We start from the raw sequence: 26,701 nt of genomic DNA on the forward strand, positions 1-26,701 counted from the left end.
CGTGTCACACGACTCCGTGAAACCAGACGGACCGGAAACGTCGGGGGCGTCGAAGCGGCCTGCTGCGGCGCTCTCGACCGCCGACCGCGCCGCCGTCGAACCGACCGCCGCGCTCGTCGCGGTAGTGGTCGTCGGACTCGCGCTGGGGCTGTACGCCGGCGCGTTCGCGGACGCGGCGCCCGACGACGATCGGTCGGCCGCGAGGGCGGCGCTCGACCGCGTCGAGGAGGCGATCACCGTCGGCGGCGTCGTCGACCCCGCGCGGATGCGACGAGTGGAAGCGCCGGGGACCGCGACCGCGATCGAACTGGAGGCGGGCGGCGAGCGGTGGCTGGCGGCGTCGGGCCCGGACGCTCCCGGACCGCCGGAGGTCCGGTCGCCGGACGCGGTCGCGGTCGCCGAGCGGCGGGTGACGGTCCGCGTGGCGCCGGGCCGAAACGTCCGCGGGACGCTCCGGGCGGTGGTGTGGCGGTGACCAGCACCGTCCTCGACGTGACCGTGCTGCTGCTTTGCGTCTCCGCGAGCGTCGTCGGGCTCGGCGCGAGCGACGCCGGCGGCCCCGACGGCCCGACCGCGACCGACGCCGCGGACCGGCTCGTCACCGAGACCGCGACCGTTTCGTACTCCGACGAGGACGCGCCGAACGGCACGCGTCGCGTCCACGCGACCCGCGCGGAGCTGCTCGCACTGGTCGCCGTCCGGGACGCGGAGGGCGCGTTCGACCGCAGGGCCGTCGAGGCAGTCCGCGCGGGAGTCGGTCCGCGGACGCGCGTCGACGTAACGGTCCGACGCGGCGGCGAGAGCGACGCAGACGACATCGTCGTCGGCCCGGGACACGGCGGATCGCAGGGACCGCCCGGCGCTCCGAGGGCCCGGGGCGTGGCGGCGGTGTCTCCGCACTCGATCGCCGGCGAGGCGGTTCCGTTGCGGAGGAGCGGCGGGCGGGGCCGAGCGGCCGACGCGACCGAATCCGGGGTAGCAGTCGCTGTCGGCCCCGAACCGCCGCGAAACGCCGACGTCGCCGTCGCCGTGGTCCGACAACCGGTTCCGGACCGGTTCGACGGCGAACAGGGATCGCATCGCTCGGCGGAAGGCGTCGTTCGGATCGTCGTCCGGAGGTGGTGAGCGTGGGGGATCGAGATTGCGGCCAGTCCGCGGACACGGGTCGCGCACGGACGTTCACCGTCGACGAACGGGCGCGCGTCCCCTTCGCGCTCGTCGGCGTGCTGTTGCTCGTGACGAGTTCGGCGTACGCCGCGGGGCTCGCTGAGCAGGGGCTCGTCGGCGAGGACCGCCGCGTCGAACGCGCGGTCGAGCGCGTCGACGCCGACGCCACCGCCGCGCTCAGGAGCGCGGCCCGCGAGGCCGCCCACGACGCGGCGAGAGAGCCAGTGACGCGCGCGCCGAACGGATCGGGGCCCGGAACCCGGGCGGTCCGCGAGGGGTCCGCCTTCGAGGACGCGTTCCGAGTCCGGCTCGCTATCGCGGGGGCGGAGGCGCTGCGCGCGGTCGAGAGCGACGTCGGCGGCGCCGAGGCGAACGCGTCGCTGCCGGCGGTCGACTCGGCCGCCGACCTCGTCGCGGCGCGCGAGCGGGTCAGCGTCGAACCGACCGCGAACGGGACCGCGACGCGGGTCACCTTCGCGGGCGTCGCGACGACCGCGACGCGGGAGGGCCGAACGGTCGTGAACCGGACGCGGTCGCGGACGGTCACGGTCGCCGTGCCGACCCTGGCCGCCCACGAACGGACCGAGCGGTTCGAGCGTCGACTCGACCGCGGACCCGTCGAGGGGCCCGGGCTCGGTCGACAGGTCACCGCCAGCCTCTACGCGATGGCATGGGCCCGGGGGTACGGCCAGTACGCCGGCGCTCCCGTCGAGAACGTCGTCGCGAACCGCCACGTCGAGCTGTCGACGAACGCCGGGATCGTCCGCGTCCAGCGGGACGTGTTCGGGACCAGCGACCCCGACGCGCGCGGCGGCGTCGCGCGGGCGGCCGCGCGGACCGGCGTGACCGACCTGCTGTCGCCGACCGGCGTCCCCGAGGCCGCCTGGACGGACGCCGTCCTCGGAGCGCCGACGCCGACGGGGACGGGGGACGGCGAGGGGGGAAACACGGCCTCGACCGGGGACGCGACGGCGAGCGAGGACGCCGCCTTCGACCCGGCCGCGGACGCGACGAGCGAGACCGCGTCGGTCGAGGTCGGGCACGCGGCCGACCGGGCCGCTACGCGCGTCCACGACGGCCTCGAATCGATCGTTCGGGCGAGCCACCGCGTCGAGGCGACCGCGGAGACGGAGACGACCCGGGTGGCCGACGGCGGCCCCGTGACGCCGGACCGCCCCCGATCGCTGCTCGACGAACCGTGGGAACGGGTCGACGCGTCGCGGACGGAGCGCGTCCGCGTGGTCGACGGGAGCGACCTCCGAACGGGGACCGACGGCGAGACGGTGTCGGCCGGTGAATCCGTGTCGTTCGGCGGCGCGACCCGGGAGGTCGTCGTCGAGCGCGCCGCGACCGCGACGTGGGAGCGGCGAGTCGTCGAGCGGGGGCCGAACGGGACGGTACAGAACGTGAGCGTCGACCGCGCCGTGACGACCGACGAGGCGACGGACCGGTACCGCGTCCGCGTGTCGGTGACCGGGACGTACGCGCCGCGCACCGGCGCGCCCGACAGGCCGACGGGGACGTTCGGCGCCGCCGAGGGCGTCGACGGCCCGGACCTCGCGGACACTCCGGCGGCCGCGCGGGCGGAACTCGACGTCGAGACCGACGGCGACATCGACCGGCTGGCGCGCGAGGCGGTCGAACGGGGCGACGAGACGCGGTCGACGGTCGTGTACGGCGAGCGGTCGGACGCCGACCTGGACCGGATCGCGAGGGACGTCTCGGAGCTGTCGGAGCGCGTCCGCGAGATCGAGACCGAGGCGTCGATGGCGGACGCCGCCGTCGGCGAGTCGACGCCGTACCGCGACCTCGCCGCGACCGTGCGGGACCGCCGGAACGCGCTCCGCGACGCTCCGCCGAGGTACGACGGCGCGGTCGACCGGGGACGCGTCGCCGCCCGCGTCGCGTACCTCGACGCCGTGATCGCGGAGCTCGAAGCGGCCTCCGAAGACAGAGAGGCGGCGACCGAGGGCGTGCTCGACCGCGTGAACGACGCGTTCGGCGGGCCACCCGTCGGCGAGGTGATCGCCAGCCGCGAGGCCGCCCGCGACCCGGGGACCTACAGCGTCGGCGACGAGGGGCCGGGCGGCGCCGTCACGTTCGCGCCGGAGGGGTCGCCGGGGTACCTCCCGCGGACGGCGGTCGACGGGGAACGCGTCGATGGCGTCGACGGCACGACGACGCGACCGCTCGTAACCCGGAACGTGAACTACGTCACGCTCCCGTACAGCGACGTCGCCGGCGGGATCGCCGACCGGATCCTCGGCACCGACGACACGGTCCGTCTCGGCGTCGCCGGACGGTCGCTCCTCGCGGCCGACGAGGCGCTCGCGGCGGCCGACGACGACGATCTGCGCGCCGACCGACGCGCGCTCGCCGGGCGGGTCGACGCCTCGCTCGACCGGGTCGACGAAGCGCTGGCGGACCGGCTCGCGGAGCGGACCGATCTCTCGCGCGAGGAGCGGAACGAGGTGTTGGAGGACGCCGCGGCCGAGTACGACTCGCTCGGCCACAGGGCCGTCGCGGTCGGCGACGGCGAGTACCCGGATCGCGTCGCGAGCGAGGCGGCCCGGGTCGGGTCCCTTTCGTCGTCGGAGCGGCTCGGGCTCGCCGCGCACCTCCGCGTCGAGACGCGGAGGGAAGCGGGACGGAACGCGGTCCGCGTTCCGGCCCGGTTCGTCGACGAGACGACGGCCGCGTCCCGCGCGATCCGCCGGAAGCAGGTCGAGTCGGCGATCGAGGGCCGCGCGAAGGAGGCGGTCGCGTCGGTGCCGGACGAGCGCGTGCCGAAGCCCGTCCGGACCGTCGGGGCGGGACTTCCGGTCGCGCCCGTTCCCGGGTACTGGGTGGCGACGGTCAACGCGTGGAACGTGGAGGTGCGCGGGGAGTATCCCCGGTTCGCCCTCCGCGCGAACGTCGGGACGCCCGATCGCCCGTTCGAGTACGTCCGAGAGCCCGGCACGGTCAGCGTCGATGTGGACGGCGAGTCGGTCGCGCTCGGGGTGACGGAGCCGGTCGCGTTCGAGACCCGGACGGTCGTCGTCGTCGCCGTCCCCGCCGGGCCGCCGGGCGTCGGCGACGTCGGCGGGACGCGCGACGAGCGGTCGAGCGGCTGGCCGTGTCCGGGCCCGCTGGGCGCGTCGCCGGGAGCGGCCGACGAGTGTACGGGGCCGTGAGGACCGGTCGAGGGGGCGAACGGCCCGGAGCCGCCCGACCGCAGGCGTTTTGAGACGCGGCGACCGAGTGGCGGTATGTTCCACGAGGTCGTCGACGGCCGCGGAGCCGGACCCGACGTCGACGCCGACGAGCCGGCGGCGGCGGATCTGCTCGCCGCCTTCGAAGCGATGGTAACGGAGGCGGCGGCGGCGATCGACACCGACCGGCTCGTCGACGAGATCGGACTGTCCGAGGCGGACGCGAGCGCCGCCCGCGACGGGGACGTCGCCGCGCTCTCGCTCGCGGACGGGGCGGCCGTCCTCGCGGCGGCGAACCCGGACCGCGACGCCGACGCGATGGTGGCGGAGGTGCGCGACCACCTGCTGATGGGGATGGCGACCGCCGTCCTCGACGTCGACGCCATCGCGGCGAAGATCGACGCCGACCTCACCGGCCAGGAGGTTCAGCAGGCGCTGGAGGGGCGGACCGCGATGACGCTCGGCCAGCTCGCCGAGATCCTCGCGGTCATCGAGCGCCGGAAGCCATGAGGGTCGTCGTCGTCGGCTGCGGCTACGTCGGGCTGACGCTGGCGGAGCAGCTCGCCGAACGCGGCCACGACGTCACCGGCGTCCGGCGGTCCGACGACGGGCTCGACGCGGTCGACGCCGTCGGTCCCGACGTCGAGGCCGTCCGGGCTGACGCGACCGATCCGGAGTCGCTCTCGACGCTCCCGGACGCGGACGCGGTCGTCTTCGCGGCCAGTTCCGGTGGACGGGGCGCCGACGCGGCGCGGGAAGTATACGTCGACGGGCTCGCGAACGTCGTCGACGAGTACGGTTCGCGGTCCTCGCCGCCGGATCGGCTGGTGTACACCTCCTCGACCGGCGTGTACGGCGACCACGACGGCGGCTGGGTCGACGAGGAGACGCCGGTCGATCCGACCACGGAGAAGACCCGGGTCCTCGCCGAGGCCGAACGGATCGCGACCGAGCGCGCGGGCGACGCCGGAATAGACGGGACCGTGGTCCGGTTCGCGGGGCTGTACGGCCCGGACCGGTACCGGCTGGAGCGCTACGTGGAGGGGCCGGTGACGGCCGGCTACCTGAACATGGTCCACCGCGCGGACGCCGCGGGGTCGATCCGACACCTCCTAGAGACGGATCGCGCTCGCGACCGCGTCGTCCTCGTCGTCGACGACGAACCGGTCGACAAGCACGCGTTCGCCGACTGGCTCGCCGACGCCTGCGGCGTCCAGCGGCCGGAGAAGCTGTCGAAGGACGAGCGGATCGCGGCCGGCGACCTCTCCGCGGCCGCCGAGCGCCGTATTCGAACGAGCAAGCGGTGTTCGAACGCGCTGCTCCGCGAGCTGGGCTACGAGTTCGTCCACCCGACGTTCCGGTCGGGGTACCGCGACGCCGTGCGCGCGTACCGGGCGCGGACCGAGTAGCCCGCCCCGGCCGGACGACGGCCGGTTCGGTGTGTAACCGCCCGGAAACGACCGAATTCCGTCGGTTCCGCTCCGTCGGAACGGTAACGAACCTTCATGTGTCGGGAGCGATTCGCCACTACCCATGCGAGCGATGAGCGGGGTCGGCGATCGGTTCTCGCAGGCGGAGGCCATGGCCCGGGAGAATCCCGAACTCGCCGTCGCCGTGGCGCTCGTCGTCCTGATCGCCGTCGCGGCCGGGGTAGTGGTGCTGCGGTCCCGGCGGACGCCGGGAGTGCGGTTCCGGCGACTGCTGGCCGACGAAGACGAGATTACGGTGTTGATGCACCCGAACCCGGATCCCGACGCGATGTCGGCCGCGGTCGGGGTCGCCTCGCTCGCCGCCCAAGTGGACGTCGACGCGACCGTCCAGTACCCCGGCCAGATCCGTCACCAGGAGAACCGGGCGTTCCGGACCGTCCTCGACCTCGAACTGGACCCGATCGAACACGTGAGCGACCTCGCGGCGGAGTCGGTCGTCCTGGTCGATCACAACGAGCCGCGGGGGTTCGCCGGCGCGGACGGGGTGTTGCCGACGGCGGTCGTCGACCACCACCCGGGGGACGGCGCCGGCGAGTCGTTCACCGACGTGCGGACCGACTACGGCGCGACCGCGTCGGTCGTCGCCGAGTACTTTCAGGACAACGACGCCGTTCCCGTCCCCCCCGACAAGCACGCGAGCGAGACGGCGAGCGACCTGACGCTGTCGACGGACACCGCGACCGGGCTGCTGTACGGGATCTTAGCCGACACGAAACACCTCACCGTCGGCGCCAGCGAGCCCGACTTCGCGGCGGCCGCCTACCTCTACCCCGGCGTCGACCAAGACCGGCTCGACCGCATCGCGAACCCCGCGGTCGACGCGGAGGTGCTGGAGGTGAAGGCCCGGGCGATCGCGGGGCGGCGCATCGAGGGGTCGTTCGGGGTCGCCGACGTCGGCGGCGTGAACAACGTCGACGCCATCCCGCAGGCGGCAGACGAGCTGATCCAGCTGGAGGGAGTCAGCGCCGTCGTGGTGATCGGCGAGCGGGACGGGACCGTCCACCTCTCGGGCCGGTCGCGCGACGACCGGGTCCACATGGGCAACGCGATTGCGGCGGTGTTGGACGACGTCGACAACGGTAACGGCGGGGGCCACTCCCGGATGGGCGGCGGGACGATCCAGCCGGAGGTCGACCCCACGGGTGAGGGAGAGCCGGAGACCGTCGACCGCGACGCCCTCGCCGACGGGCTGTTCCGGGCGATGGCGGGCGACGTGTGACCGGGACCGGCGCGGCGGAACGGAGAACCGAGGCGGCCATATCGGACGCGAGCGTGCGGATTTAAGTTCCGGGCGGCGGTCCTTCGGGCATGGACGTCGCTGACGCGCTCGACGACGGGTGGCTCGCGCTCGCCGGCGTCGGCGCCGGCTACGCCCTCGCGGTCGGGCTGGTGTTCCTGCTGATCTTCTTCCTGCCGTACCTCGCGGTCGCGGCGCTTTGAGGGCGGTCGAAGGAGAAAAGGCGAGTCGGCGACGGCTCCCGGAGCGGAGCGACGGCGACCCGATCAGGCGAACGCCAGCGAGTCGTCTGCGCTCGTCTCCTCGTCCTGACTGAGCTTCTCGTGGGCTTCGAGGAAGTCGTCGAGCGTGACCTCCGTGCGGTCGTCGCGGATGGCGAACATCCCGGCCTCGGTACACATCGCCTTGATGTCGGCGCCGGAGGCGTCCGGGGTCAGCTCGGCGAGCTCGGCGAAGTCGACGCCGTCGGCGAGGTTCATGTTGCGGGTGTGGATCTGGAAGATGATCTCGCGGCCCTCGGTCTCCGGCTTGGGCACCTCGATGAGGCGGTCGAAGCGGCCGGGGCGGAGGATGGCGGGGTCGAGCATGTCGAAGCGGTTGGTCGCGGCGATGATCCGGACCTCACCGCGTTCGTCGAAGCCGTCCATCTCGCTGAGCAGCTGCATCATCGTCCGCTGGACCTCGGCGTCGCCGGAGGTCTTCGAGTCCGTCCGCTTCGAGGCGATCGCGTCGATCTCGTCGATGAACAGGACGGCGGGCTGGTTCTCGCGGGCGACCTCGAACAGGTCGCGGACCAGCTTCGCGCCCTCGCCGATGAACTTGTGGACGAGCTCGGAGCCGGCCATCTTGATGAACGTCGCGTCCGTCTCGTTGGCGACGGCCTTCGCGAGCATCGTCTTCCCGGTGCCCGGCGGGCCGTACAGCAGCACGCCGCTCGGGGGCGTGATGCCCACGTCCTCGAACATGTCGGGGTGTTCGAGGGGCATCTCGACGGTCTCGCGGACCTCCTGCATCTGGTCTTCGAGCCCGCCGATGTCGGCGTAGGTGACGTCCGGGGAGTGCTCGACCTGCATGACGCGGGCGCGGACGTCCGTCTCCTTCTCCAGCTTCTTGACCACCGACAGCGAGTTGTTGACCGCGACGCGGTCGTCGGGGTCGAGCTTCTCGCGCATCTCGTCGGTGATCTCGGTGAGCGCCTCCTGGTTGTTGCCGTGCTGTTTGATCACCGCGCCGTCGGGCGTGATCTCCTGGACCGTCGCCACGAACAGCGGGGACTGCTTCAGCTTCTTGTTCTCGTGGGTGAGCCGTTCGAGCTTCTGCTGGTACTTGTTGTTCTCCGCGTTGGCGTCGAGGAGCTTGTCGCGCATCTCCTCGTTCTGGGACTCCAAGACGTCGAGCCGCTCCTGTAAGGAGTCGATCTTCTCCTGTTTCGACGCCGCTCCCTCGTCGTAGGGCATATCGACGTCGTCGACCGTGTCGCTCATTGTGTTTATTAAAGCGTCTCGCGGATAAGAGGCTTCGGGTGGGGGCACGACGGGGGCGTTCCGCCAACGAGACGCCGTACGGCGGCGGTCTGCGTCCGGGCGGATTCGGTCGGTTGGGGCAATTTAATTCCCAATAGTAATTAAATAGGATAGTAAATATTATTACCCGGCATTGGTACGATCGAAGTACGCATGAGCACGACCGACGCCGTCACCACCGACGACGGAGCAGCGGACCGCTGGGCGGCCGTTCGCGACCTCCCGCCGAGCGCAAAGCTAGTCGCGAAGGTGTTAGACTACAACGACACGCTGACGCAGAGCGAACTGGCCGAGGAGACGCTGCTCCCGCCGCGGACCGTCCGCTACGCGCTGTCGCGGCTCGAAGAGGAGGGCGTCGTCGACTCCCGGTTCTCCTTCACCGACGCCCGCAAGCGGCTGTACTCGCTGGGGATCTGAACGGGCGCGCCCGGGCGACCGCTCGCGGCCGCGTGGAGCGGCGCCGTCCGCGACGGTTTATATCCGATAGCGCGCCAGTCGGCCCGTGGTCTCGACTACCGCCGTCAAGCGCGCCCTCGCCGCGCTCGCGACGCGCACCGACACCGCGAGACGCCCGTACGTCGCCGTGATCGACGAGGCGGACGCCGCGCGAACCGATCTCCGGCGCGCGGCCGGGTTCGTCGACGCCGTCGGGCTCGACCGACTCGCGGACGCGGTCGACGCGGCGGACCGCGCGGGCGACGAGGCCGCCGCCGAGCGCGGACGCGACGCGCTCGCCGCGTATCGGGAGTTCCGGCGGGCAGCGGCGGGCGACGGCGACGAGCGCGACGGCGACGAGAGGGACGGTGACCTCCGACCGGATCGCGACGCCGACCGCGACCACTTCCGCTCCGGCCCCGGAATCCCTAAGCCGGACACCGGCCAAGACGCGGACAGATGACACGGGTGATCCACACCGGCGACACCCACATCGGGTACTCGCAGTACCACTCGCCGGTCCGACGCCAGGACTTCCTCGACGCGTTCGAGTCCGTGGTCGACGACGCGGTCGACGACGGCGTCGACGCCGTCGTCCACGCGGGCGACCTCTTCCACGACCGCCGGCCGGAACTGCGGGACCTGATGGGGACCATCTCCGTCCTCCGCCGGCTCGACGACGCCGGGATCCCCTTCCTCGCGGTCGTCGGCAACCACGAGTCGACCCGAGGCGGACAGTGGCTCGATCTCTTCGAGCGGCTCGGGCTCGCGACCCGGCTCGGCGACGAGCCGGTCGTCGTGGGCGAGGCCGCCTTCTACGGGCTCGACCACGTCCCCGTCTCGCGGCGCGACGACCTCGACTACGCGTTCGCCGACCACGACGCAGAGTACGCGGCGCTCGTCGCGCACGGGCTCTTCGAGCCGTTCGGCTACGCCGACTGGGACACGGAGACCGTGCTCACCGAGAGCGACGTCGACTTCGACGCGATGCTGCTCGGCGACAACCACACGCCCGACACCGCCGAGGTCGCCGACACGTGGGTCACGTACCCGGGCTCGACCGAGCGCGCGAGCGCGAGCGAGCGCGAGGGGCGCGGCTACAACCTCGTCGTCTTCGACGCCGACGCGGCCGGGGGCGACGACCGCGTCGAGATCCGGCGCCGCGCGCTCGACACGCGCCCGTTCGTCTTCGTCTCGGTCGAACTGCGCGAGGGGGAAGGCGAGTCCCGAGTCCGCGAGCGCGTTCGCGAGTACGACCTCGCGGGGGCCGTCGTCCACGTCGAAATCACCGGCGAGGGCGACCCGGTGACGCCGGCGGCCGTCGAGGAGTTCGCCACCGACGAGGGCGCGCTCATCGCGCGCGTCACGGACCGGCGCGAGACCGACGCCGACGGCGAGGTGGACGTGAGCTTCGCCGACCCGGAGGACGCGGTCCGCGACCGGCTCGACGAGATGGCGCTCTCGACGGCCGCGCGCGACGTGGAGCGCGCGGTCCGCGAGGACACGGTCCCCGACGCCAACGTCCGCGAGACGGTGAAACGCAGGGTCGAGGAGCGGCTCGACGAGGAGGCGGACCTCGGCGCGTTCGAACCGGTCGAGGCGGTCGACGAACCCGTCGATGACGGCGACGGCGGTGACGACGAATCGGAGGACGAGACCGCCGATGGCGGCGGCGACGAATCGGACCCCGACGAACCGGGACCAGATGAACGGGACGCCGACGAGCCGGAACCCGGCGAATCGGACCCCGACAAGTCGAACGCTGAGTCCGACTGCGCGGAGGCGGCGGACCCCGATCCGGCGTCGACCGACGGCCAGGTCTCCATGGAGGACTACCTGTGAAGTTCGACCGCGTCCGCCTCGCGAACTTCAAGCCGTACGGCGACGCCGACCTCCGGCTCACGGAGGGGGTCACGGTGATCCACGGGCTCAACGGCAGCGGGAAGTCGTCGCTCTTAGAAGCGTGCTTCTTCGCGCTGTACGGGTCGAAGGCCCTCGACGGGACCCTCGAAGACGTCATCACCAACGGCGAGGAGGAGACGGAGGTCGAGCTGTGGTTCACCCACGACGGCGTCTCCTACCGGATCGAGCGGCGACTCAGGGCCTACGACGACCGGATCGACCACCAGTGTACGCTCGAGTCGACCGACGGGAGCGACGTGACCCGCGACGGCGCGCGGGCGGTCCGCGAGTTCGTCACCGAACTGCTGCGGATGGACGCCGAGGCGTTCGTCAACTGCGCGTACGTCCGGCAGGGGGAGGTGAACAAGCTGATCAACGCCACCCCGCGGGAGCGGCAGGACACGATCGACGACCTGCTCCAGCTCGGGAAGTTAGAGGAGTACCGCGAGCGCGCCGGCGACGCCCGGCTCGGCGTCGAGGACGTGCTGGAGAACCGGCGCGGCCGGCTCGACCAGCTCGACGAGCAGATCGCGGCGAAGGAAGACCGGGACCTCCACGGGCGGCTCAACGAACTGGAGAGCGAGCTCGCCGAGGTCGACGAGGAGATCGACCGGTACGAGAGCCAGCGCGAGCAGGCGAAGGAGACGCGCGACGCGGCCGCGGAGACGCTCGAAACCCACGCCGAGAAACGCGAGAAGCTGGAGTCGGTCGAGGACGAGATCGACGAGATCGAAGCGGCGATCCGCGAGGCCGAGCGCGAGCGCGACGACCACCGCGACGCGATCCGCGAGGCCCGCGAGCGGATCGACGAGATCGAGGCGGCGATCGACGACCGGCTCGACGACGCCGGGCTCGACGCGGCGAGCGAGGCGGCGATCGACGACCGCCGCGAGGAGCTCGACGACCGGGAGGCGGAGATTCGGGACGAGCTCGACGACGAGCGGGTGACGGCCGAGGGGCTCCGTAACCAGGCGACGAACCTCGCCGGGAAGGCGGACGACCGCGCCGAGCGCGCCGATGAGGTCGAGGCCGAGGCCGACGACCTCGCCGACGAGGCGGAGGCGGCGGCCGAGGAGGCCGACGAACGCGAGGCCTCGATCGAGGAACTGCGCGAGGAGGCCGACGGGTACCGAGAGCGGTTCGCGGCCGCCGACGCGGACGTCGACCGCGACGGCGTCGACGACGAGTTAGAGCGGCTCCGAGAGCGGCGCGGCGAGCTCCGCGAGCGGATCGCCGAGCTGTCGGCGGAGCTGAAGAACGCCCGCGAGCGCGTCGAGGAGGCCGAGGAGCTGCTCGCGGCGGGGAAGTGCCCCGAGTGCGGCCAGCCGGTCGAGGACTCCCCGCACGCCAGCGGGATCGAGGCGGACCGCGAGCGCGTCGAAGAGCTCGAAGCGGAGCTGGAGGACGCCCGCGAGCGCGAGGACGACCTCGACGAGCGGATCGCGGAGCTGGACGAGCTGGCGAGCGCCGCGGACCGGCTCGACGAGATCGACGAGCGGGTCGAGACCCTCGAAGCGCGGGTCGAGGAGAAGCGCGACGAGGCGGAACGGAAACGAGAGGCGGCCGAGGCAAAGCGCGAGCGCGCCGCCGAGCTCCGCGAGGAGGTGGAAGAGACCCGCGAGGTCGCCGAGCAGAAGCGCGACGAGGCGGAATCGGCCGCGGAACGCGTCGAGGAGCTGGAGGCGTCGCTGTCGGCGATCGACGACGCCCGCGAGGCGGTGACGGCGGTCGAGGAGCGGCTGTCCGCGGTCGCGGACGCGGAAGACGAGATCGAGCGACGCCGCGAGAAGCGGGAGAACCTCGAAGAGGTGAACGACGAGCGGCGCGACCGGCTCGCGGACAAGCGCGAGCGCCGCGACGAACTGGCGGCCGCCGTCGACGAGGCCGCTGTCGAGAACGCGAAGGAGCGGAAAGCCGACGCCGAGCGGTACCTCGAACAGGTCGCCGAGGAACTCGACCGACTCGGCGAGCGGCGGGAAGAGCTTCAGAACGCGATCGGCGGGGTGAAAGGCGAACTCAGCGAGCTGGAGGCGCTCCGCGAGGAGCGCGAGGCGCTCGGCGAGCGCGTCGAAGCGCTCGAAACCCTCCACGAGGAGACGAGCGAGCTGGAGTCGATGTACGGCGACCTGCGCGCGGAGCTCCGCCAGCGCAACGTCGCCGAGTTGGAACGCACCCTCAACGAGACGTTCGAGCTCGTCTACGGCAACGACGCCTACTCGCACATCGAGCTCGACGGCGAGTACGTCCTCACCGTCTACCAGAAGGACGGCGAGCCGCTCGACCCCGAGCAGCTCTCCGGCGGCGAGCGCGCCCTGTTCAACCTCTCGCTGCGCTGTGCGATCTACCGGCTGCTCTCGGAGGGGATCGAGGGCGCGGCGCCGACCCCGCCGCTCATCCTCGACGAGCCGACCGTCTTCCTCGACTCCGGCCACGTCTCCCGGCTCGTCCGGCTCGTCGAGGAGATGCGCGGGTTCGGCGTGCGTCAGATCGTCATCGTGAGCCACGACGACGAGCTGGTCGGCGCGGCCGACGAGCTGGTCACCGTCGAGAAGGACCCGCGCTCGAACCGCTCGACGGTCCGCCGGGAGGACGCGGCGGACCTCGACGTCGCCTCGCTCGCGGACGACTGAGCCACCGCTGCGCCGGGTCCTTTTATAAACAACAGACGACGGCAGGAACCGTAGAAGTCCGCGGCGACACCGCCGCCGAGAGGGACGGCGACGTCAGCCCGCCCCTCCACGTCGGCGCGAGCAGCACCGCGCGAGGGAGTCGGGCGCGACGAGGGCGACCGGAGGGAGCCCGTAGGAAGCGCCCGACGAGGCTGGGGAGGCGTGAGGCTCACGCTCGACCGATCGAGGATACGGACGCGAACGACCGCGAACAGCTGCGGCTCGTACTTATAAATAGAGGGTCAGTCGCCGTCGTCCTCACCAACCCCGTCGCCCTCGTCCGCCTCGCCCCGTAGCAGTCCCAACGCCTCGACCGCGACAGGGGTCGCCTCGTAGCCGCGTTGCCCCGCGACCTCGGCCTCGTCGACCAATCCGGCCGCGCGGAACTCTGTGAGCGTCCCGTGGAGGTCGGACTCGCACATGTCGGCGGCGTCGAGGAGGTCGACCGCGGCGATCGGTCCCTCATCGACGACCACAGCGAGGAGACCGAGCGACCGGTCGTCCCGAACTGCGCCGAGCGTCCGGCGGACCGGTTCCGGCACGCCGGAGGCGGCGGTCGCGAGCGGCGACTCGCCGTCAACGACGCTGATCTCCTCGTTGTCGACGTACCGCTCCGCGCCGGTGGCCGGGTCCCGCACGCGGCTGGATTCGGCGGAGCGCTTCACGAGGAGGTACGTCTCGCCGTCGCTGTCGCGGACCGTCTGCATGGTGGAAAAGGGGCGGCCCGTGGACATTACGCTTCCGGGCGTGTCGCGTCGGGGTCGAAGTCGTCCTCGTCGGTCTCGGCGTTCTCTTCAGCCTCGGCGTCTTCGGCGTCTGCCTCGGCCTCGGCGTCTTCGTCCACTTCGTCCCGCGAGCGCTCCCACGCCCGGTACGTCTGGTAGGTTCGAACGCCCGCGAGGAGTCCGCCGACGAGCAGCGCCGGACCGACCCGCGACCAGCCCTCGAAGAACCACACCATCGGGCCGAGCGCGACGAGGAGGACGGCGGCGTTGGCGTAGACGACGGCGACGACGAACGCGCGGAGGGTCCCCCGGTCCACGTCGCTCGCGCCCTCGAAGTCGCCGCCGTCGTCGAACGTCTTCACGGAGGGCGCCTTCGGGACCTCGGGCGTCATCTCCCGCTCGGCGTCGGAGCTCTCGCCGACGGAGATCTCGCCCTCGTCGTCCTCGTCGAGGCTGAACACGCCCGGACGTACGCCGTGCCGGGGCAAAGGGGTTCCGTCCGTCAGACCGCGTCGGCGAGCCGAACCGTTCGGCTCGCCTCGACCCACGCGAGGGGGTTCGTGGCGTCGAAAAGCACCACGTTCCCGTCGTCTTCGTACGCCTCCACCTCGGCGTCGACCGCGTCGGAGTCGGCCGGGCGAGCCGCCTGGGGTTCGGAACGTGGGTCCGAAGACATGGACCGTGGTAAGTCGTCACACATTATATGCCTTTCCGTGGCGGGATACCTCGCCGCACCCGAAAGCCGAGTTTTTTAGCCGGGTGACGCCGAAGGACGGATATGACTCAGTCGGGGCTGTCGGACTTCTCGTCGACCGGGGACGCGGGCGGCGAGGCCGACGGCGACACGGACACCGAACGGGAGGAGCTGGCCGCCCAGGAGGCGGCCGCCGTCGCGGGCGGCGGGCGGGGCCACGTCAGCGACGTCGTCGACGTCGACGAGGCGAAGTTCCCGGAGTCGACCGGAACCGTCGAGCTGATGATCACCCAGATCGACTACGCCGTCGAGGGGTACGGCAGCGACGAGTACCCGGTCGTCCACGTGTTCGGCCGGCGGCCGGCGGAGCACGTCGAGGACGCCGACCACGACGTCGTCGAACACCTCCGCGTGCTGGGCGTCGAGCCGTACTTCTACGTCCCCACGGCCGACCTCGACCGCGACCCCGTCGAGGAGTACGACGTGGTGATCGGGACCCGGGAGGAGAACCCTGACGGCGAGCCGTACGAGAGCATCCGCGGCGAGCCGCTCACCCGGATCGTCACCCGGACGCCCCGCGACGTGGGGAACATCCGCGACGACTTCGCGACCAGCTTCGAGGCGGACATCCTCTTCCCGAACCGATTTCTGATCGACAACGGGCTCAACGGCGGGATCCGCGTCGAGGAGCGGCGGCTCGACGACGGCGAGGGGACGATCCAGGTCCACGAGGGCCACCTCGAACCGGCCGAGGTCGACGCCGAGATGCGGGTGAACACCTTCGACATCGAGGTGGACGACCGGCGCGGCTTCCCCGAGGACGGCGAGGAGCCGATCATCTGTCTCACCAGCCACGACTCCTACGACGACGAGTACGTCGTCTGGCTGTACGACGCGCCCGAGGCCGAGGTCCCGCCGCCCGAGGACCTCCCCGACTACGAGGGGATCGTCGGCGACGGCGAGGAGCTCAACTTCGAGGTCCGCACCTTCGAGGAGGAGGCCGCGATGCTCGACGCGTTTGTCGAATACATCCGAGAAACCGACGTAGACGTTATGACTGGGTGGAATTTCGAGGATTTCGACGCGCCGTACCTCCTCGATCGGATGGAGGTACTCGACGAGGAGAGCGAGTACGACCTCTCCGTCGACCGACTCTCCCGGATCGGCGAGGTGTGGCGCTCCGGCTGGGGGGGTCCCGACATCAAAGGTCGAGTCGTCTTCGACCTGCTGTACGCCTACAAGCGCACGATGTTCACCGAACTGGAGTCGTACCGCCTTGACGCGGTCGGTGAGCGCGAGCTGGGCGTCGGCAAGGAGCGCTACACGGGCGACATCGGCGACCTCTGGGAGCAGGACCCCGAGCGCCTGCTGGAGTACAGCATCCGCGACGTGGAGCTTTGCGTCGAGATCGACCGCGCGCAGGACGTGATCGCCTTCTGGGACGACGCCCGCAAGATCGTCGGCTGTAAGCTGGAGGACGCGACGACGCCCGGCGACGCGGTCGACATGTACGTGCTCCACATGGCGTACGGCAACTTCGCGCTTCCCTCGAAGGGACAGCAGGACGCCGAGGAGTTCGAGGGCGGCGCGGTGTTCGACCCGATCTCGGGAGTCCGCGAGATGGTGAGCGTGCTCGACTTGAAGAGCCTCTACCCCATGTCGATGGTGACGATCAACGCCTCACCGGAGACGAAGGTCGATCCCAACGAGTACGACGGTGAGACGTACCAGACCCCGACGGGTGTCCATTTCCGGAAGGAGCCGGACGGGATCATCCGGGAGATGGTGAACGAACTGCTCGACGAGCGCGAGGAAAAGAAGGCGCTCCGGAACGAACACGATCCGGGCACCGAGGCGTACGAGCAGTACGACCGTCAGCAGGGAGCTGTCAAGGTTTTGATGAATAGCCTGTACGGCGTTTTTGGATGGGATCGATTCCGTCTATACGACCGTGAGATGAGCGCTGGCGTCACGTCTACCAACCGCGAGGTGATCGCATTCACCGCCGACGTGACCAGCGAACTTAACAGAGAAGTAACATATGGAGATACGGACAGCGTCATGCTTTCACTCGGTGATTTGTCGAAAGAAGATGCCATCGAGACCTCCTTCGAGATAGCGGACCACATCAACGAGCGCTACGACGACTTCGCGCGCGAGGAGCTCAACGCCGACGAACACCGCTTCGAGATCGAGTTCGAGAAGCTCTACCGGCGGTTCTTCCAGGCGGGCAAGAAGAAGCGGTACGCGGGCCACATCGTCTGGAAGGAGGGGAAAGACGTCGACGACATCGACATCACCGGCTTCGAGTACAAGCGGTCGGACATCGCCGGCATCACGAAGGAGGTCCAACAGAACGTCATCGAGACGATCGTGACGGGCGACGACATCGACGAGGACATGGAGGAGGTGAAAGCGTACCTCGTGGACGTCATCGCGCGCGTGCTCGACGGCGACGTGGACCTCGACGAGATCGGGATCCCCGGCGGGATCGGCAAGAAGCTGGACGCCTACGACACGCCGACCGCGCAGGTCCGCGGCGCGAAGTACGCCAACATGATGCTCGGCACCAACTTCGGGAGCGGGTCGAAGCCGAAGCGGCTGTACATCGAGAAGGTCCACCCCGACTTCTGGGCGCGGATGGAAGAGGAAGAGGGGCTCGACCCGCAGCGGGACCGACTGTACGGGGAGTTCAAGCGCGACCCGGACGTGATCTGCTTCGAGTACGCCGACCAGGTCCCCGACGAGTTCGAGGTCGACTGGGAGAAGATGCTGGACAAGACCCTGAAAGGCCCCATCGAGCGCGTCATCGAGGCGCTCGGCATGTCGTGGGAGGAAGTCAAGACGGGCCAAGAGCAGACCGGGCTCGGCTCGTTCATGTGACCGACGGCGAGGCGAAACGCGCCCCGTCGAAAGCAGTTTTCGATTGAGAGAAAATTTCTTGGTCGATCTGCGACTTTTGACGGGTAGATGCGTAACCATTAACCCCCTCAACCCCCACCGTCAAGGTACGAGGCACGAGAATACACATGGCTACTCTCGAAATCAACGATCTTCACGCACGAGTGGCGGAAGAGGGCGGCGAACGCATCCTTCTCGGCGTCGACCTGACCGTCGAGTCCGGGGACATCCACGCGCTGATGGGCCCCAACGGCTCCGGCAAGTCGACGCTGGCGAAGGTGATCGCCGGCCACCCGGCCTACGAGGTCACCGACGGGTCGATCTCCCTCCACCTCAGCGAGGCGGACGTCGCGGACGTCGACGCCGAGCTCGACGACGAGGACTACCACTGGGAGCTGCTCGAGTTAGAGCCGAACGAGCGCGCCGCGCTCGGCATCTTCCTCGGCTTCCAGTACCCCGCTGAGATCGAGGGCGTCACCATGACGAACTTCCTCCGCCAGGCCCTCAACGCGAAGGCCGACGAGCGCGAGGAGCTGTTCGAAGAGGAGGACGAAGACGAGGAGGAAGCCGAGGCGGACGACGACGAAGGCTACGAGACCTCCCCGATGGAGGGCCCCGCGGACGACGGCGAGATCGGCGTCGCCGAGTTCCAGGAGATCCTCTCGGAGAAGATGGAGCTGCTCGACATGGACGAGAAGTTCATGCAGCGGTACCTCAACGCCGGCTTCTCCGGCGGCGAGAAGAAGCAGAACGAGGTCCTCCAGGCCGCGATGTTGGAGCCGAGCGTCGCCGTGCTCGACGAGATCGACTCCGGGCTCGACATCGACCGCCTGAAGGACGTCTCGAAGGGGATCAACGCGCTCCGCGACGAGCAGGGCACGGGCATCCTCCAGATCACTCACTACCAGCGCATCCTCGACTACGTCGAGCCCGACCACGTCCACGTCATGCTCGACGGCGAAGTCGTCAAGAGCGGCGGCGCGGAGCTCGCCGAGAAGCTCGAGGACGAGGGGTACGACTGGGTCCGCGAGGACGCCTTCGAGGCGGCGTAACCGAATGCGGGCACGCGACACACGTAAACACGGGAATCCGTAACAATACACTATGAGTTCACAACAGGACGACCTCAAGGAGACAGACACCGAGGCGCGCTTCGAGTTCAAGAAGGAGGAGAACTCCGCCTTCAAGAGCGAAAAGGGCCTCACCGAGGAGACGGTCCGCGTCATCTCGGAGGACAAGGACGAACCGGAGTGGATGCTGGAGCGGCGCCTGCGCGCGCTCGAGCAGTTCCAAGAGATGCCGATGCCGACCGACTGGCCCGGCCAGCCGGACCTCTCGGAGGTCGACATCAACGAGATCGTGCCGTACATCCGGCCGGACATCGACAAGCGCGGCGGCGCGGACAGCTGGGAGGACCTCCCGGAGGAGATCCAAGACACCTTCGACAAGCTGGGAATTCCGGAGGCCGAGAAGAACGCGCTCTCGGGCGTCGGCGCGCAGTACGAGTCCGAGATCGTCTACCAGAACATGCAGGAGCGCTGGGAGGAGAAGGGCGTCATCTTCTGTGACATGGACAAGGCCGTCCAGGAGCACGAGGAGATCGTCCGCGAGCACTTCATGACGAAGTGCGTCCCCCCGAGCGACAACAAGTTCGCGGCGCTTCACGGCGCCATCTGGTCCGGCGGCTCGTTCGTCTACGTCCCGGAGAACACCACCGTGGAGATGCCGATTCAGGCGTACTTCCGGATGAACTCCGAGGGGATGGGCCAGTTCGAGCACACGCTCATCATCGCCGAGGAGGGCTCCGAGGTCCACTACATCGAGGGCTGTTCCGCCCCGAAGTACTCGGCCTTTAACCTCCACTCCGGCGGCGTGGAAGTGTTCGTCGGCGAGGACGCCCACGTCCAGTACTCGACCGTCCAGAACTGGTCGAAGAACACGTACAACCTCAACACGAAGCGCGCCATCGCCGAGAAGGGCGGGCGCATGGAGTGGATCTCCGGCTCGATGGGGTCGAAGGCGACGATGCTGTACCCGTCGACGATCCTGAAGGGCCGCGGCGCCTCCGACAACCACATCACCATCGCCTTCGCGGGTGAGGGCCAGGACATCGACACCGGCGCGAAGGTGTACCACAACGCGCCGGACACGAAGTCCACCGTCGAGTCGAAGTCGATCGCGAAGGACGGCGGCCGCACCAACTACCGCGGCCTCGTCCACATCGCGGACGGCGCGGAGAACTCCTCGACCGCCGTGGAGTGCGACGCGCTGATGTTCGACAACGAGTCGACGTCGGACACGATGCCGTACATGGAGATCAACGAGTCGAAGGTCGACGTCGCCCACGAGGCGACCGTCGGGAAGATCGGCGACGAGGACATCTTCTACCTCCAGTCGCGCGGCCTCGACGACGACGACGCGAAACAGATGATCGTCTCGGGGTTCATCGAGCCGATCACGGAGGAGCTGCCGATCGAGTACGCCGTCGAGCTGAACCGGCTCGTCGAGCTGGAGATGGAGGGTTCGCTCGGATAACATGAGCACGAAGCAAATCGAGAGCCTCTCGGAGGACACGGTACGACGCATCGCCGACGAACGCGACGAGCCCGAGTGGCTCTTGGAGACACGTCTGGACGCGCTGGCAGCGCTGGAGACCGCGGAGCTGCCCGACGTCATCCAGACCCCCGGCCGCCGCTGGACCGACCTGGAGGCGCTGGACTTCGAGGCGCTCGTCGACCCGCTGAACCAGGCCGACGAGACCGAGCGGACCGCGGGAGACGACGAGGTCGTCGTCCTCCCGTTCACCGAGGCGCTCGGCGAGTACGGCGACGTCATCGAGGCGAACTTCGGCTCCGTCCTCGACCCGGAACACAACTACCTCACGGCGCTTTCGGTCGCGCTGTTCACCACCGGCACGTTCGTCTACGTCCCCGAGGGCGTCGACGTGGAGGACGTGACGGTGCGCGCGGAGATGAACTCCCGCTCGCTGTTCAGCCAGACGCTCGTCGTCGCCGAGGAGTCGTCGTCGGTGACGATCCTCGAGTCGATCGAGACAGGTGACGCCGAGATCGGCGACGACCGGTACTTCTCGAACCTCGTCGAGGTCGTCGCGGGCGAGAACGCGAACGTCCAGTTCGGCTCGCTCCAGAACCTCGACGACGACGCGTACACCTACTCGCTGAAGCGCGGCGTGACGGACACGTACGCGACGGTCGACTGGATCGAGAGCAACTTCGGCTCGAAGCTCACGCGCTCGGACATCGAGACCGAGCTCAACGGCGACGGCTCCGAGAGCCAGATCGTCGGGACGTTCTTCGGTACGGACGACCAGCACTTCGACATCAACGCCCGCGTGTGGCACCAGGCGGAGCAGACGACCGCCGACCTGGTCACCCGCGGCGTGCTCGACGACGTCGCCCGCTCCGTCTACGAGGGGGTTCAGGACGTCGGCGAGGACGCGTGGAACACCTCCAGCTACCAGCGCGAGAACACGCTGATGCTGTCGGACGACGCCGAGGCCGACGCGTCGCCGAAGCTGATCATCCACAACCACGACACCGAGGCGTCCCACTCCGCGACGGTCGGGCAGGTCGACGCCGAGGACCTGTTCTACTTGGAGAGCCGCTCGATCGACTCCCGGACCGCGCGGAACATGCTCGTCGAGGGCTTCTTCGTGCCCGTCCTCGAAGAGATCGCGGTCGACGAGTTCCGCGACGACGTCGAGGAGCTCGTCCTCGAGCGTCTCCAGTAGGTCGTCTTCGCGGACCGTTTTCTTATCGCCGACCGCCCGCGAAGCGACGGGCGCGCGAGGGGAATCTCTTAAGACCGACGACGCCCGAGTCGGAGGTATGCGAACCCGCGTGTCGCGCCGTCTCGGGTGGTCGCGGTGAGCGTGAGCCAGCGGGTCGCCTCCGACGACCAGCTCGCGCGGCTGCTCCAGATCGGAATCGTGCTCGAGGAGGTCGTCGAAGCGCGAACGCACCGCCACTACCAGCAGCTGGACGCCGAGCTCGACGAGGAGGTGGAGACGCTGCTCGCGGACGCCGCCGAGGAGTCCGCCGACCACCGCGAGCGGCTGGAATCGCTGATCGAGGGGCTCGGCGTCGACAGCGTCCCGTTCGGCGAGATCGAGTCGCTGGTCGACGCCCGCTACGGGCGGACGCGGCCGGAGGACTTCGACGACGTGCTGTACGACCAGCTGTGCAACGAGGAGACGGCGTACAAGTTCTACGACGACCTCATCGAGGCGATCGAGGACTCCGACGCCGCGTTCTCGATCGACCGCGAGGAGCTGCTCGCCACCCTGACGGCGATCCGCGACGAGGAGGCCGAGGGAGTACGCGAGGTCACGGAGGTCATGGAGCGCCGATGAACCGGAGAGACGAGTCGCCGACGAGCGCCGACGGAGGACAGCCGTGAACACCGCAGATCAGTACCTCAAGACGATATACGTCGTACAGGACCAGGAGGACGGCCCCGCCTCGACGGGGTCGATAGCCGACTCGCTCGGCGTCAGCCCGGCCAGCGCCAACGAGATGATCGGCAAGCTCGAGGAGCGCGGGCTCGCCGAACACGAGAAGTACAAGGGCGTCCGGCTGACCGACGACGGCATCGTCCGCGCCAGAGACGCCCTCCAGACGTACTGTATCATCGAGCGGTTCCTCGCGAACGTCCTCGCGGTCGAGGACTTCCAGGCCGAGGCCCGCGAGCTGGAGGCCGTCATCGACGACACGGTCGCCGAGCGGCTCGACACGATCATCGACCGCCAGCCGGAGTGCCCGGACTGCTTCGACCCCGAGACGGACGCCTGCGCGTGTCTCGAAGTCGCGGCGGCCCCGGTCGAGCCGGAACAGCAGTAGGAACGGTCGCAGAAGATCCGTCAGCGATCCTTAGACGCCGGTCGAGTACCGCAGAATGCCGGCGATGCCGCCGAACGCGTCGAGCAGCTGCTCGCCCTTCTCGAAGTCGGTGGAGATGAACTTCGTGTCCGTCCCGCGCTGTTCCGCGATGGCCATCAGGTGTTCGATGACGTCCTCTCGCTCCTCGACGTCGGCCGCCTCGCCGCACTCGCTACACTCGTGGTCGGGCGTCGAATGGCGGGCGTCGAGCACCTCGTACTCCTCGTGGCCGTTGGGGCACTCGTAGACGACGACGTCGGAGCGGAGGTCCTCGGAGATGAGCAGCCGGTCGACGGATCCCATGATCAGGTTCCGGCGGGTCTGCTCGAACCCGTAGGTCGCCTCCTCGCCGGTGTTGAGCTTCTCGAAGAACTCCTCCATGTTGCGTTTGTCCTCGACGATCTCCTGGTCGGCGAGCACCTCGCTGGCGTTGTCAACGAGATCCTTCAGGCCGGACTCGTCGGTGTAGGCCACGTCGAACTTGCCGAGCACCTTGTCCTGCAGCTCGTGGTGGAGGTAGTCGCCGTCGAGGAACTCGTCTTTCGTCGGCGAGGGGCCGCCGACGAGGATGCCGTCGAGCTCGTGGCGCTTGTCGACGAACAGGTCGTCGGCCATCCCCGCGACCTCCTGATAGAAGTTGTCGATCGCTTCGAGGCGCAGACGGGCGAACCGCTGTGCGGACTGCCCCCCCTTCCGCTGTTTGCCGGGGACGAGCGAGGAGGCGGACTTGACGGGCTCGACGCGTTTCCCCTTCAGCCAGCCGACGTTCGCCTCGCGGCGGTCTAAGACGATGAGCCCGAAGAGTCCGGAGTCCTCGAGCATGTGTTCGAGCGGCTCGGTGAGGAACTCCGAGTCGCAGTGGTAGCGGAACGACTCGACGGGCTGCGGGGGCGATTCCAGGGTCCGCGTGACCATGTCGGTCTGGCCGCCGCCCGCGTCGATGGCGCCCGAGAAGATCACGATCCCGTTGTCGGGCGGGAAGGTGTCGTAATAGCGCAGTCGGTCCTTGATCGACGTCAGCGCGTCTTGGACGTTCGTCCGGGTCTGCTTGGACTTGATGTTCGACGCCTCGCTGTGCTCTTGGGTGACGTGGGCCACCACGTCGGAGATCTGCTTGTCCTCGGGGATGTAGATGGTGACGAGCTGGGTGCCGGAGCCCTCGTAGTCTTTGAGCTCCTCGATGACCTTGCGGAACTCGTACTTCCGGCGGTCCTCGTTCGCCTCCTGTGCGTCGCTACTCATTGCCTGAAATACGGTCGCGTGCGTGTAAGTAAGCTTTGACCTGCCGGCTCACCGGGAGAGCGGTCACCCCCCGGCCGCGATCGGGCGCGACGAGGCGGGAGCCGTCCTCAGGCGTAGTGTTCCTCGAGGTAGTCGACGATGTCGTCGCTCTCGTACATGGTAACGCCGCGGTCGGTGTCGACGAGGTACGGGATCTGGTCGTCGCCGCCCGCGGTGAGCTCGTCGTGGGTGACCTCGTTGGTCACGTCGCCGCCGACATCGCCGGGAAGCCGCGGGTTGTGCGCGACGTAGGAGACGCCGAGCTCGGAGAGCGTCTCGCGGACCTTCGCGCAGTGCGGACAGCCTTCCGACTGGTAGAGTTCGAGCATCGGACGACGGTACGGCCGCGGGGAGGAAACCGTTTGCGGGGGTCGCGGTTCGGGGCGGGCGGAGCGGTGCGCGAGGCAGGCGGAGCGGTGTGTGTGGCGGGCGCCGACGGAGCTACATCGACTCGGGCGCCTCGACGCCCAGCACGTCGAGTGCGTTCGCCATCGTGTGCTTCGCGGCCGCGACGACCGCGACGCGGGCGTCGCGCAGCTCGTCGGTCTCGGCGGTCACGACCGGGCACTCGCGGTAGAAGGCGTTGTACGCGTCGGCGAACTCGCGGGTGAACGTCGCGATCGTGTGCGGTTCGAGGTCGTCCGCGGCGGCCTCAATCGCCGCGGGGAAGCGCGCGACCTCGCGGAGCAGGTCGCGGGCCGCGTCGGTTTCGAGGGCGCCCGCGTCCACGTCGAGCGCGTCGGGATCGACGCGCCCGTCGGCGTCGGCCGTCACGCCCGGAACATCGACGCCTTCGGCCGCGGCCTCGTCAAGGATGCCGGCGCAGCGCGCGTGGACGTACTGGACGAACGGGGCCGACTGCGCCTCGAAGTCGAGCGCGTCCTCCCACTCGAAGGTGATCGCCTTCGCGGGCTGCTTCGAGACGATGTCGTACCGCACGGCGCCGATCCCGACCTGATGGGCGATGCGCTCGACGTCCGCGTCGGTGAGGTCGTCGTCGCGGATGCGGTCGTCCATCCGGGACTCGACCGCCTCGCGGGCGCGGTCGATCGCCTCGTCGAGCAGGTCGTCGAGCATCACGCCCGTCCCCTTCCGGGTGGACATCTTCCCGTCGGGGAGGTTGACGTACGAGTAGATGACGTGGCCGAGCCGGTCGGTGTCGTTGCCGAGCAGCTCCAAGGTCGCGTCGAGCTGGTCGGCCTGGAGCTTGTGGTCCTCGCCGAGCACCGTGACGGCGCGGTCGTAGTTGTCGAACTTCCACTCGTGGTGCGCGAGATCCCGGGTGGTGTAGAGGCTGGTGTCGTCCGAGCGGAGGAAGACGAGGTTCTTCTCGATCCCCCACTCGTCGAGTTCCAGCTGCCAGGCGTCCTCCTCGTAGACCGCGTGGTCGGTCTCCTTGAGCCGCGCCGCGATGTCGTCGGTGGAACCGTCGCGCATGAACCGGGTCTCCTTGACGAACTCGTCGAACTCCGCGGGGAGCCGCGCGAGGCACTCCTTCATCCCGCCCAGCACCGTGTCGACGACCTCGCCGACGCGCTCGTACGTCGCCTCGTCGCCGGCTTCGAGCCCCTGGAGAATCTCCTGAATCTCCGCCTCCGCGGCCTCGACCGCGTCGGCGTCGGCCTCCTCCAGGAAGGCGTTCCCCTTGCGGTAGTAGCGCACGAGGTTGTACTCCGCGCGGTCGCGCGCGGGGTCGGCGTCGAGGTCGGACTCGTCGAACCGCTCGTACGCCCAGGTGAACACGGCCATCTGCCGGCCGGCGTCGTTGACGTAGTAATGGCGGTCGACGTCGTACCCCGCGTACTCCATGAGGTTCGCGACGGCGTCGCCGACGATCGGGTTGCGCGCGCGGCCGACGTGGACCGGGCCGGTCGGGTTCGCGCTGGTGTGCTCGACGACGACCGAGGTGTCCCGGTCGGGGAGCGCACCGTAGTCGGCGTCGACGGCGGCCGCGTCGAGGGTGTCCGCGAGGTAGCGCTCGTTCGCGTGGAAGTTGACGTACGGCCCCGCGGTGTCGACGCTCGCGACGTAGTCGGTGCCCTCGACCGACACCGCCTCGGCGACCGTCGCCGCGACGTTCGGCGGCGCGTCGCCGACCTCGCCCGCGAGTCGGAACGCGACGCTGGAGGCGAGCGTCGCGTCCATGTCGTCGGGCGGGCGTTCGATGCCGAGGTCGTCGGTCGGGAGGTCGAGCGAGCCGAGCGCGTCCGCGAGCGCCGCCTCGACCTCCGACCGGAACTGCCTGAACATACCGTCCGTTCGACGGGCGGGTTAAAAGGCCCTTCCGAAGCGGCTCGAAACGGAAGACGGGAAATCGGTGGGGCGAAACGTGAAACCCTACGAACCGCAGTGGCGCGTGCCTGTGAGGCCGCATCGCGGCCGAACAGCACCGCGCGAGGGACGCCGCGAGCGACCGGAGGGAGCGAGCGGCAGCGAGGCGCGACGCGCCTCTGGCAGCCGGCGGCGGAGCTGCCGGCGACGAGGCTGGGGAGGTGTTCGCCGTCGATCTGAGCGAGATATCTTTTAAACAGCTACCAGCAACACCACAATCCAATTTATAAGCAACCGATCAAGCATACTCATTC

24 protein-coding genes are annotated in these 26,701 nt (G+C 69.6%); 17 read left to right on the forward strand and 7 right to left on the reverse strand.

Annotated features, from left to right (window positions below; translation table 11 throughout):
* The first annotated feature begins 1 nt into the window (after nucleotide 1).
* From CPZ01_RS06890 to CPZ01_RS15680, 7 genes are all read left to right on the forward strand, one after another.
* Complete coding sequence (locus CPZ01_RS06890; RefSeq protein WP_096394047.1) at nucleotides 2-475, forward strand: DUF7285 family protein; 474 nt, start codon at nucleotides 2-4, stop codon at nucleotides 473-475.
* Nucleotides 466-1,125 (forward strand): DUF7284 family protein, encoded by a 660-nt coding sequence (locus tag CPZ01_RS06895; RefSeq protein ID WP_096394048.1) that lies wholly within the window; start codon nucleotides 466-468, stop codon nucleotides 1,123-1,125. The genes CPZ01_RS06890 and CPZ01_RS06895 overlap by 10 nt, the downstream gene beginning before the upstream one ends.
* The gene (locus CPZ01_RS06900) at nucleotides 1,119-4,343 is read left to right on the forward strand and encodes a DUF7286 family protein (protein ID WP_096394049.1); all 3,225 of its coding nucleotides are present in this window, start codon (nucleotides 1,119-1,121) and stop codon (nucleotides 4,341-4,343) included. Before CPZ01_RS06895 ends, CPZ01_RS06900 begins: the two co-directional genes overlap by 7 nt.
* 75 nt (nucleotides 4,344-4,418) lie before the next feature.
* Nucleotides 4,419-4,871 carry a DUF5791 family protein gene (locus tag CPZ01_RS06905; protein WP_096394050.1) on the forward strand — a complete coding sequence of 151 codons (453 nt, stop codon included), beginning with the start codon at nucleotides 4,419-4,421 and terminating at the stop codon, nucleotides 4,869-4,871.
* Nucleotides 4,868-5,770: an NAD-dependent epimerase/dehydratase family protein gene (locus CPZ01_RS06910; RefSeq protein WP_096394051.1), complete on the forward strand. Its 903-nt coding sequence runs from the start codon at nucleotides 4,868-4,870 to the stop codon at nucleotides 5,768-5,770. The genes CPZ01_RS06905 and CPZ01_RS06910 overlap by 4 nt, the downstream gene beginning before the upstream one ends.
* A 124-nt stretch (nucleotides 5,771-5,894) precedes the next feature.
* Nucleotides 5,895-7,070: a DHH family phosphoesterase gene (locus tag CPZ01_RS06915; protein ID WP_096394052.1), complete on the forward strand. Its 1,176-nt coding sequence runs from the start codon at nucleotides 5,895-5,897 to the stop codon at nucleotides 7,068-7,070.
* Between the two features lie 89 nt (nucleotides 7,071-7,159).
* Nucleotides 7,160-7,291 (forward strand): hypothetical protein, encoded by a 132-nt coding sequence (locus tag CPZ01_RS15680; RefSeq protein ID WP_269459576.1) that lies wholly within the window; start codon nucleotides 7,160-7,162, stop codon nucleotides 7,289-7,291.
* Nucleotides 7,292-7,354: 63 nt separating this feature from the next.
* Here CPZ01_RS15680 and pan1 read toward each other — a convergent pair whose 3' ends face one another.
* Nucleotides 7,355-8,572 carry a proteasome-activating nucleotidase Pan1 gene (gene pan1 / locus CPZ01_RS06920; protein ID WP_096394053.1) on the reverse strand — a complete coding sequence of 406 codons (1,218 nt, stop codon included), beginning with the start codon at nucleotides 8,570-8,572 and terminating at the stop codon, nucleotides 7,355-7,357.
* 192 nt (nucleotides 8,573-8,764) lie between these two features.
* On the opposite strand from pan1, the gene CPZ01_RS06925 reads away from it, so the two are divergent.
* The 4 genes from CPZ01_RS06925 (at nucleotide 8,765) to rad50 (ending at nucleotide 13,578) form a co-directional block, all read left to right on the forward strand.
* Nucleotides 8,765-9,028 (forward strand): helix-turn-helix domain-containing protein, encoded by a 264-nt coding sequence (locus CPZ01_RS06925; RefSeq protein WP_096394054.1) that lies wholly within the window; start codon nucleotides 8,765-8,767, stop codon nucleotides 9,026-9,028.
* Between the two features lie 85 nt (nucleotides 9,029-9,113).
* Nucleotides 9,114-9,509: a hypothetical protein gene (locus CPZ01_RS06930; RefSeq protein WP_096394055.1), complete on the forward strand. Its 396-nt coding sequence runs from the start codon at nucleotides 9,114-9,116 to the stop codon at nucleotides 9,507-9,509.
* Nucleotides 9,506-10,888, forward strand: a complete 1,383-nt coding sequence (gene mre11, locus CPZ01_RS06935) for a DNA double-strand break repair protein Mre11 (RefSeq protein ID WP_096394056.1) — start codon at nucleotides 9,506-9,508, stop codon at nucleotides 10,886-10,888. The genes CPZ01_RS06930 and mre11 overlap by 4 nt, the downstream gene beginning before the upstream one ends.
* Nucleotides 10,885-13,578 (forward strand): DNA double-strand break repair ATPase Rad50, encoded by a 2,694-nt coding sequence (rad50, locus tag CPZ01_RS06940; RefSeq protein WP_096394057.1) that lies wholly within the window; start codon nucleotides 10,885-10,887, stop codon nucleotides 13,576-13,578. The genes mre11 and rad50 overlap by 4 nt, the downstream gene beginning before the upstream one ends.
* Before the next feature lie 281 nt (nucleotides 13,579-13,859).
* Here rad50 and CPZ01_RS06945 read toward each other — a convergent pair whose 3' ends face one another.
* From CPZ01_RS06945 to CPZ01_RS15405, 3 genes are read right to left on the reverse strand one after another with little or no spacing between them, the layout of a single operon-like run.
* Nucleotides 13,860-14,324 (reverse strand): DUF7346 family protein, encoded by a 465-nt coding sequence (locus tag CPZ01_RS06945; RefSeq protein WP_096394058.1) that lies wholly within the window; start codon nucleotides 14,322-14,324, stop codon nucleotides 13,860-13,862.
* 26 nt (nucleotides 14,325-14,350) lie between these two features.
* Nucleotides 14,351-14,803 (reverse strand): DUF7322 domain-containing protein, encoded by a 453-nt coding sequence (locus CPZ01_RS06950; RefSeq protein WP_096394059.1) that lies wholly within the window; start codon nucleotides 14,801-14,803, stop codon nucleotides 14,351-14,353.
* A 41-nt stretch (nucleotides 14,804-14,844) separates the two neighbouring features.
* The gene (locus CPZ01_RS15405; RefSeq protein WP_004599863.1) at nucleotides 14,845-15,018 is read right to left on the reverse strand and encodes a DUF7331 family protein; all 174 of its coding nucleotides are present in this window, start codon (nucleotides 15,016-15,018) and stop codon (nucleotides 14,845-14,847) included.
* Nucleotides 15,019-15,120: 102 nt separating this feature from the next.
* Between CPZ01_RS15405 and CPZ01_RS06955 the strand changes: the two genes are divergently transcribed.
* From CPZ01_RS06955 to CPZ01_RS06980, 6 genes are all read left to right on the forward strand, one after another.
* Nucleotides 15,121-17,919, forward strand: a complete 2,799-nt coding sequence (locus tag CPZ01_RS06955) for a DNA-directed DNA polymerase (RefSeq protein ID WP_096394060.1) — start codon at nucleotides 15,121-15,123, stop codon at nucleotides 17,917-17,919.
* 146 nt (nucleotides 17,920-18,065) lie between these two features.
* On the forward strand, nucleotides 18,066-18,989 hold the full coding sequence (locus CPZ01_RS06960) for an ABC transporter ATP-binding protein (RefSeq protein WP_096394061.1): 924 nt from the start codon (nucleotides 18,066-18,068) through the stop codon (nucleotides 18,987-18,989).
* Nucleotides 18,990-19,041: 52 nt separating this feature from the next.
* Nucleotides 19,042-20,472 carry a Fe-S cluster assembly protein SufB gene (gene sufB, locus CPZ01_RS06965; RefSeq protein WP_096394062.1) on the forward strand — a complete coding sequence of 477 codons (1,431 nt, stop codon included), beginning with the start codon at nucleotides 19,042-19,044 and terminating at the stop codon, nucleotides 20,470-20,472.
* Nucleotide 20,473: 1 nt separating this feature from the next.
* The gene (sufD, locus tag CPZ01_RS06970) at nucleotides 20,474-21,688 is read left to right on the forward strand and encodes a Fe-S cluster assembly protein SufD (protein ID WP_096394063.1); all 1,215 of its coding nucleotides are present in this window, start codon (nucleotides 20,474-20,476) and stop codon (nucleotides 21,686-21,688) included.
* A gap of 135 nt (nucleotides 21,689-21,823) precedes the next feature.
* Entirely contained in the window at nucleotides 21,824-22,309 is a 486-nt protein-coding gene (locus CPZ01_RS06975) for a ferritin family protein (RefSeq protein ID WP_096396174.1), read from the forward strand.
* A 43-nt stretch (nucleotides 22,310-22,352) separates the two neighbouring features.
* The gene (locus CPZ01_RS06980; RefSeq protein WP_096394064.1) at nucleotides 22,353-22,796 is read left to right on the forward strand and encodes a metal-dependent transcriptional regulator; all 444 of its coding nucleotides are present in this window, start codon (nucleotides 22,353-22,355) and stop codon (nucleotides 22,794-22,796) included.
* A gap of 30 nt (nucleotides 22,797-22,826) precedes the next feature.
* On the opposite strand, the gene prf1 is transcribed toward CPZ01_RS06980, so the two are convergent.
* The 3 genes from prf1 to argS all read right to left on the reverse strand — a co-directional run bounded on the left by prf1 (nucleotide 22,827) and on the right by argS (nucleotide 26,366).
* Entirely contained in the window at nucleotides 22,827-24,077 is a 1,251-nt protein-coding gene (prf1, locus tag CPZ01_RS06985) for a peptide chain release factor aRF-1 (RefSeq protein ID WP_096394065.1), read from the reverse strand.
* A gap of 107 nt (nucleotides 24,078-24,184) precedes the next feature.
* Complete coding sequence (locus CPZ01_RS06990) at nucleotides 24,185-24,445, reverse strand: glutathione S-transferase N-terminal domain-containing protein (RefSeq protein ID WP_096394066.1); 261 nt, start codon at nucleotides 24,443-24,445, stop codon at nucleotides 24,185-24,187.
* 112 nt (nucleotides 24,446-24,557) lie between these two features.
* Complete coding sequence (gene argS, locus CPZ01_RS06995) at nucleotides 24,558-26,366, reverse strand: arginine--tRNA ligase (protein ID WP_096394067.1); 1,809 nt, start codon at nucleotides 26,364-26,366, stop codon at nucleotides 24,558-24,560.
* Nucleotides 26,367-26,701 lie beyond the last annotated feature (335 nt).

It is taken from the genome of Halorubrum trapanicum (genome assembly GCF_002355655.1).
Classification (GTDB): domain Archaea; phylum Halobacteriota; class Halobacteria; order Halobacteriales; family Haloferacaceae; genus Halorubrum; species Halorubrum trapanicum_A.

Bases quoted from the DNA above. Each gene is read 5' to 3' on its own strand.
- CPZ01_RS06905 (WP_096394050.1), top strand. From the start codon at position 4,419: ATGTTCCACGAGGTCGTCGACGGCCGCGGAGCCGGACCCGACGTCGAC.
- CPZ01_RS06910 (WP_096394051.1), top strand. From the start codon at position 4,868: ATGAGGGTCGTCGTCGTCGGCTGCGGCTACGTCGGGCTGACGCTGGCG.
- CPZ01_RS06915 (WP_096394052.1), top strand. From the start codon at position 5,895: ATGCGAGCGATGAGCGGGGTCGGCGATCGGTTCTCGCAGGCGGAGGCC.
- CPZ01_RS15680 (WP_269459576.1), top strand. From the start codon at position 7,160: ATGGACGTCGCTGACGCGCTCGACGACGGGTGGCTCGCGCTCGCCGGC.
- pan1 (WP_096394053.1), bottom strand. From the start codon at position 8,572: ATGAGCGACACGGTCGACGACGTCGATATGCCCTACGACGAGGGAGCG.
- CPZ01_RS06925 (WP_096394054.1), top strand. From the start codon at position 8,765: ATGAGCACGACCGACGCCGTCACCACCGACGACGGAGCAGCGGACCGC.
- mre11 (WP_096394056.1), top strand. From the start codon at position 9,506: ATGACACGGGTGATCCACACCGGCGACACCCACATCGGGTACTCGCAG.
- CPZ01_RS06945 (WP_096394058.1), bottom strand. From the start codon at position 14,324: ATGCAGACGGTCCGCGACAGCGACGGCGAGACGTACCTCCTCGTGAAG.
- CPZ01_RS15405 (WP_004599863.1), bottom strand. From the start codon at position 15,018: ATGTCTTCGGACCCACGTTCCGAACCCCAGGCGGCTCGCCCGGCCGAC.
- CPZ01_RS06955 (WP_096394060.1), top strand. From the start codon at position 15,121: ATGACTCAGTCGGGGCTGTCGGACTTCTCGTCGACCGGGGACGCGGGC.
- CPZ01_RS06960 (WP_096394061.1), top strand. From the start codon at position 18,066: ATGGCTACTCTCGAAATCAACGATCTTCACGCACGAGTGGCGGAAGAG.
- sufB (WP_096394062.1), top strand. From the start codon at position 19,042: ATGAGTTCACAACAGGACGACCTCAAGGAGACAGACACCGAGGCGCGC.
- sufD (WP_096394063.1), top strand. From the start codon at position 20,474: ATGAGCACGAAGCAAATCGAGAGCCTCTCGGAGGACACGGTACGACGC.
- prf1 (WP_096394065.1), bottom strand. From the start codon at position 24,077: ATGAGTAGCGACGCACAGGAGGCGAACGAGGACCGCCGGAAGTACGAG.
- CPZ01_RS06990 (WP_096394066.1), bottom strand. From the start codon at position 24,445: ATGCTCGAACTCTACCAGTCGGAAGGCTGTCCGCACTGCGCGAAGGTC.
- argS (WP_096394067.1), bottom strand. From the start codon at position 26,366: ATGTTCAGGCAGTTCCGGTCGGAGGTCGAGGCGGCGCTCGCGGACGCG.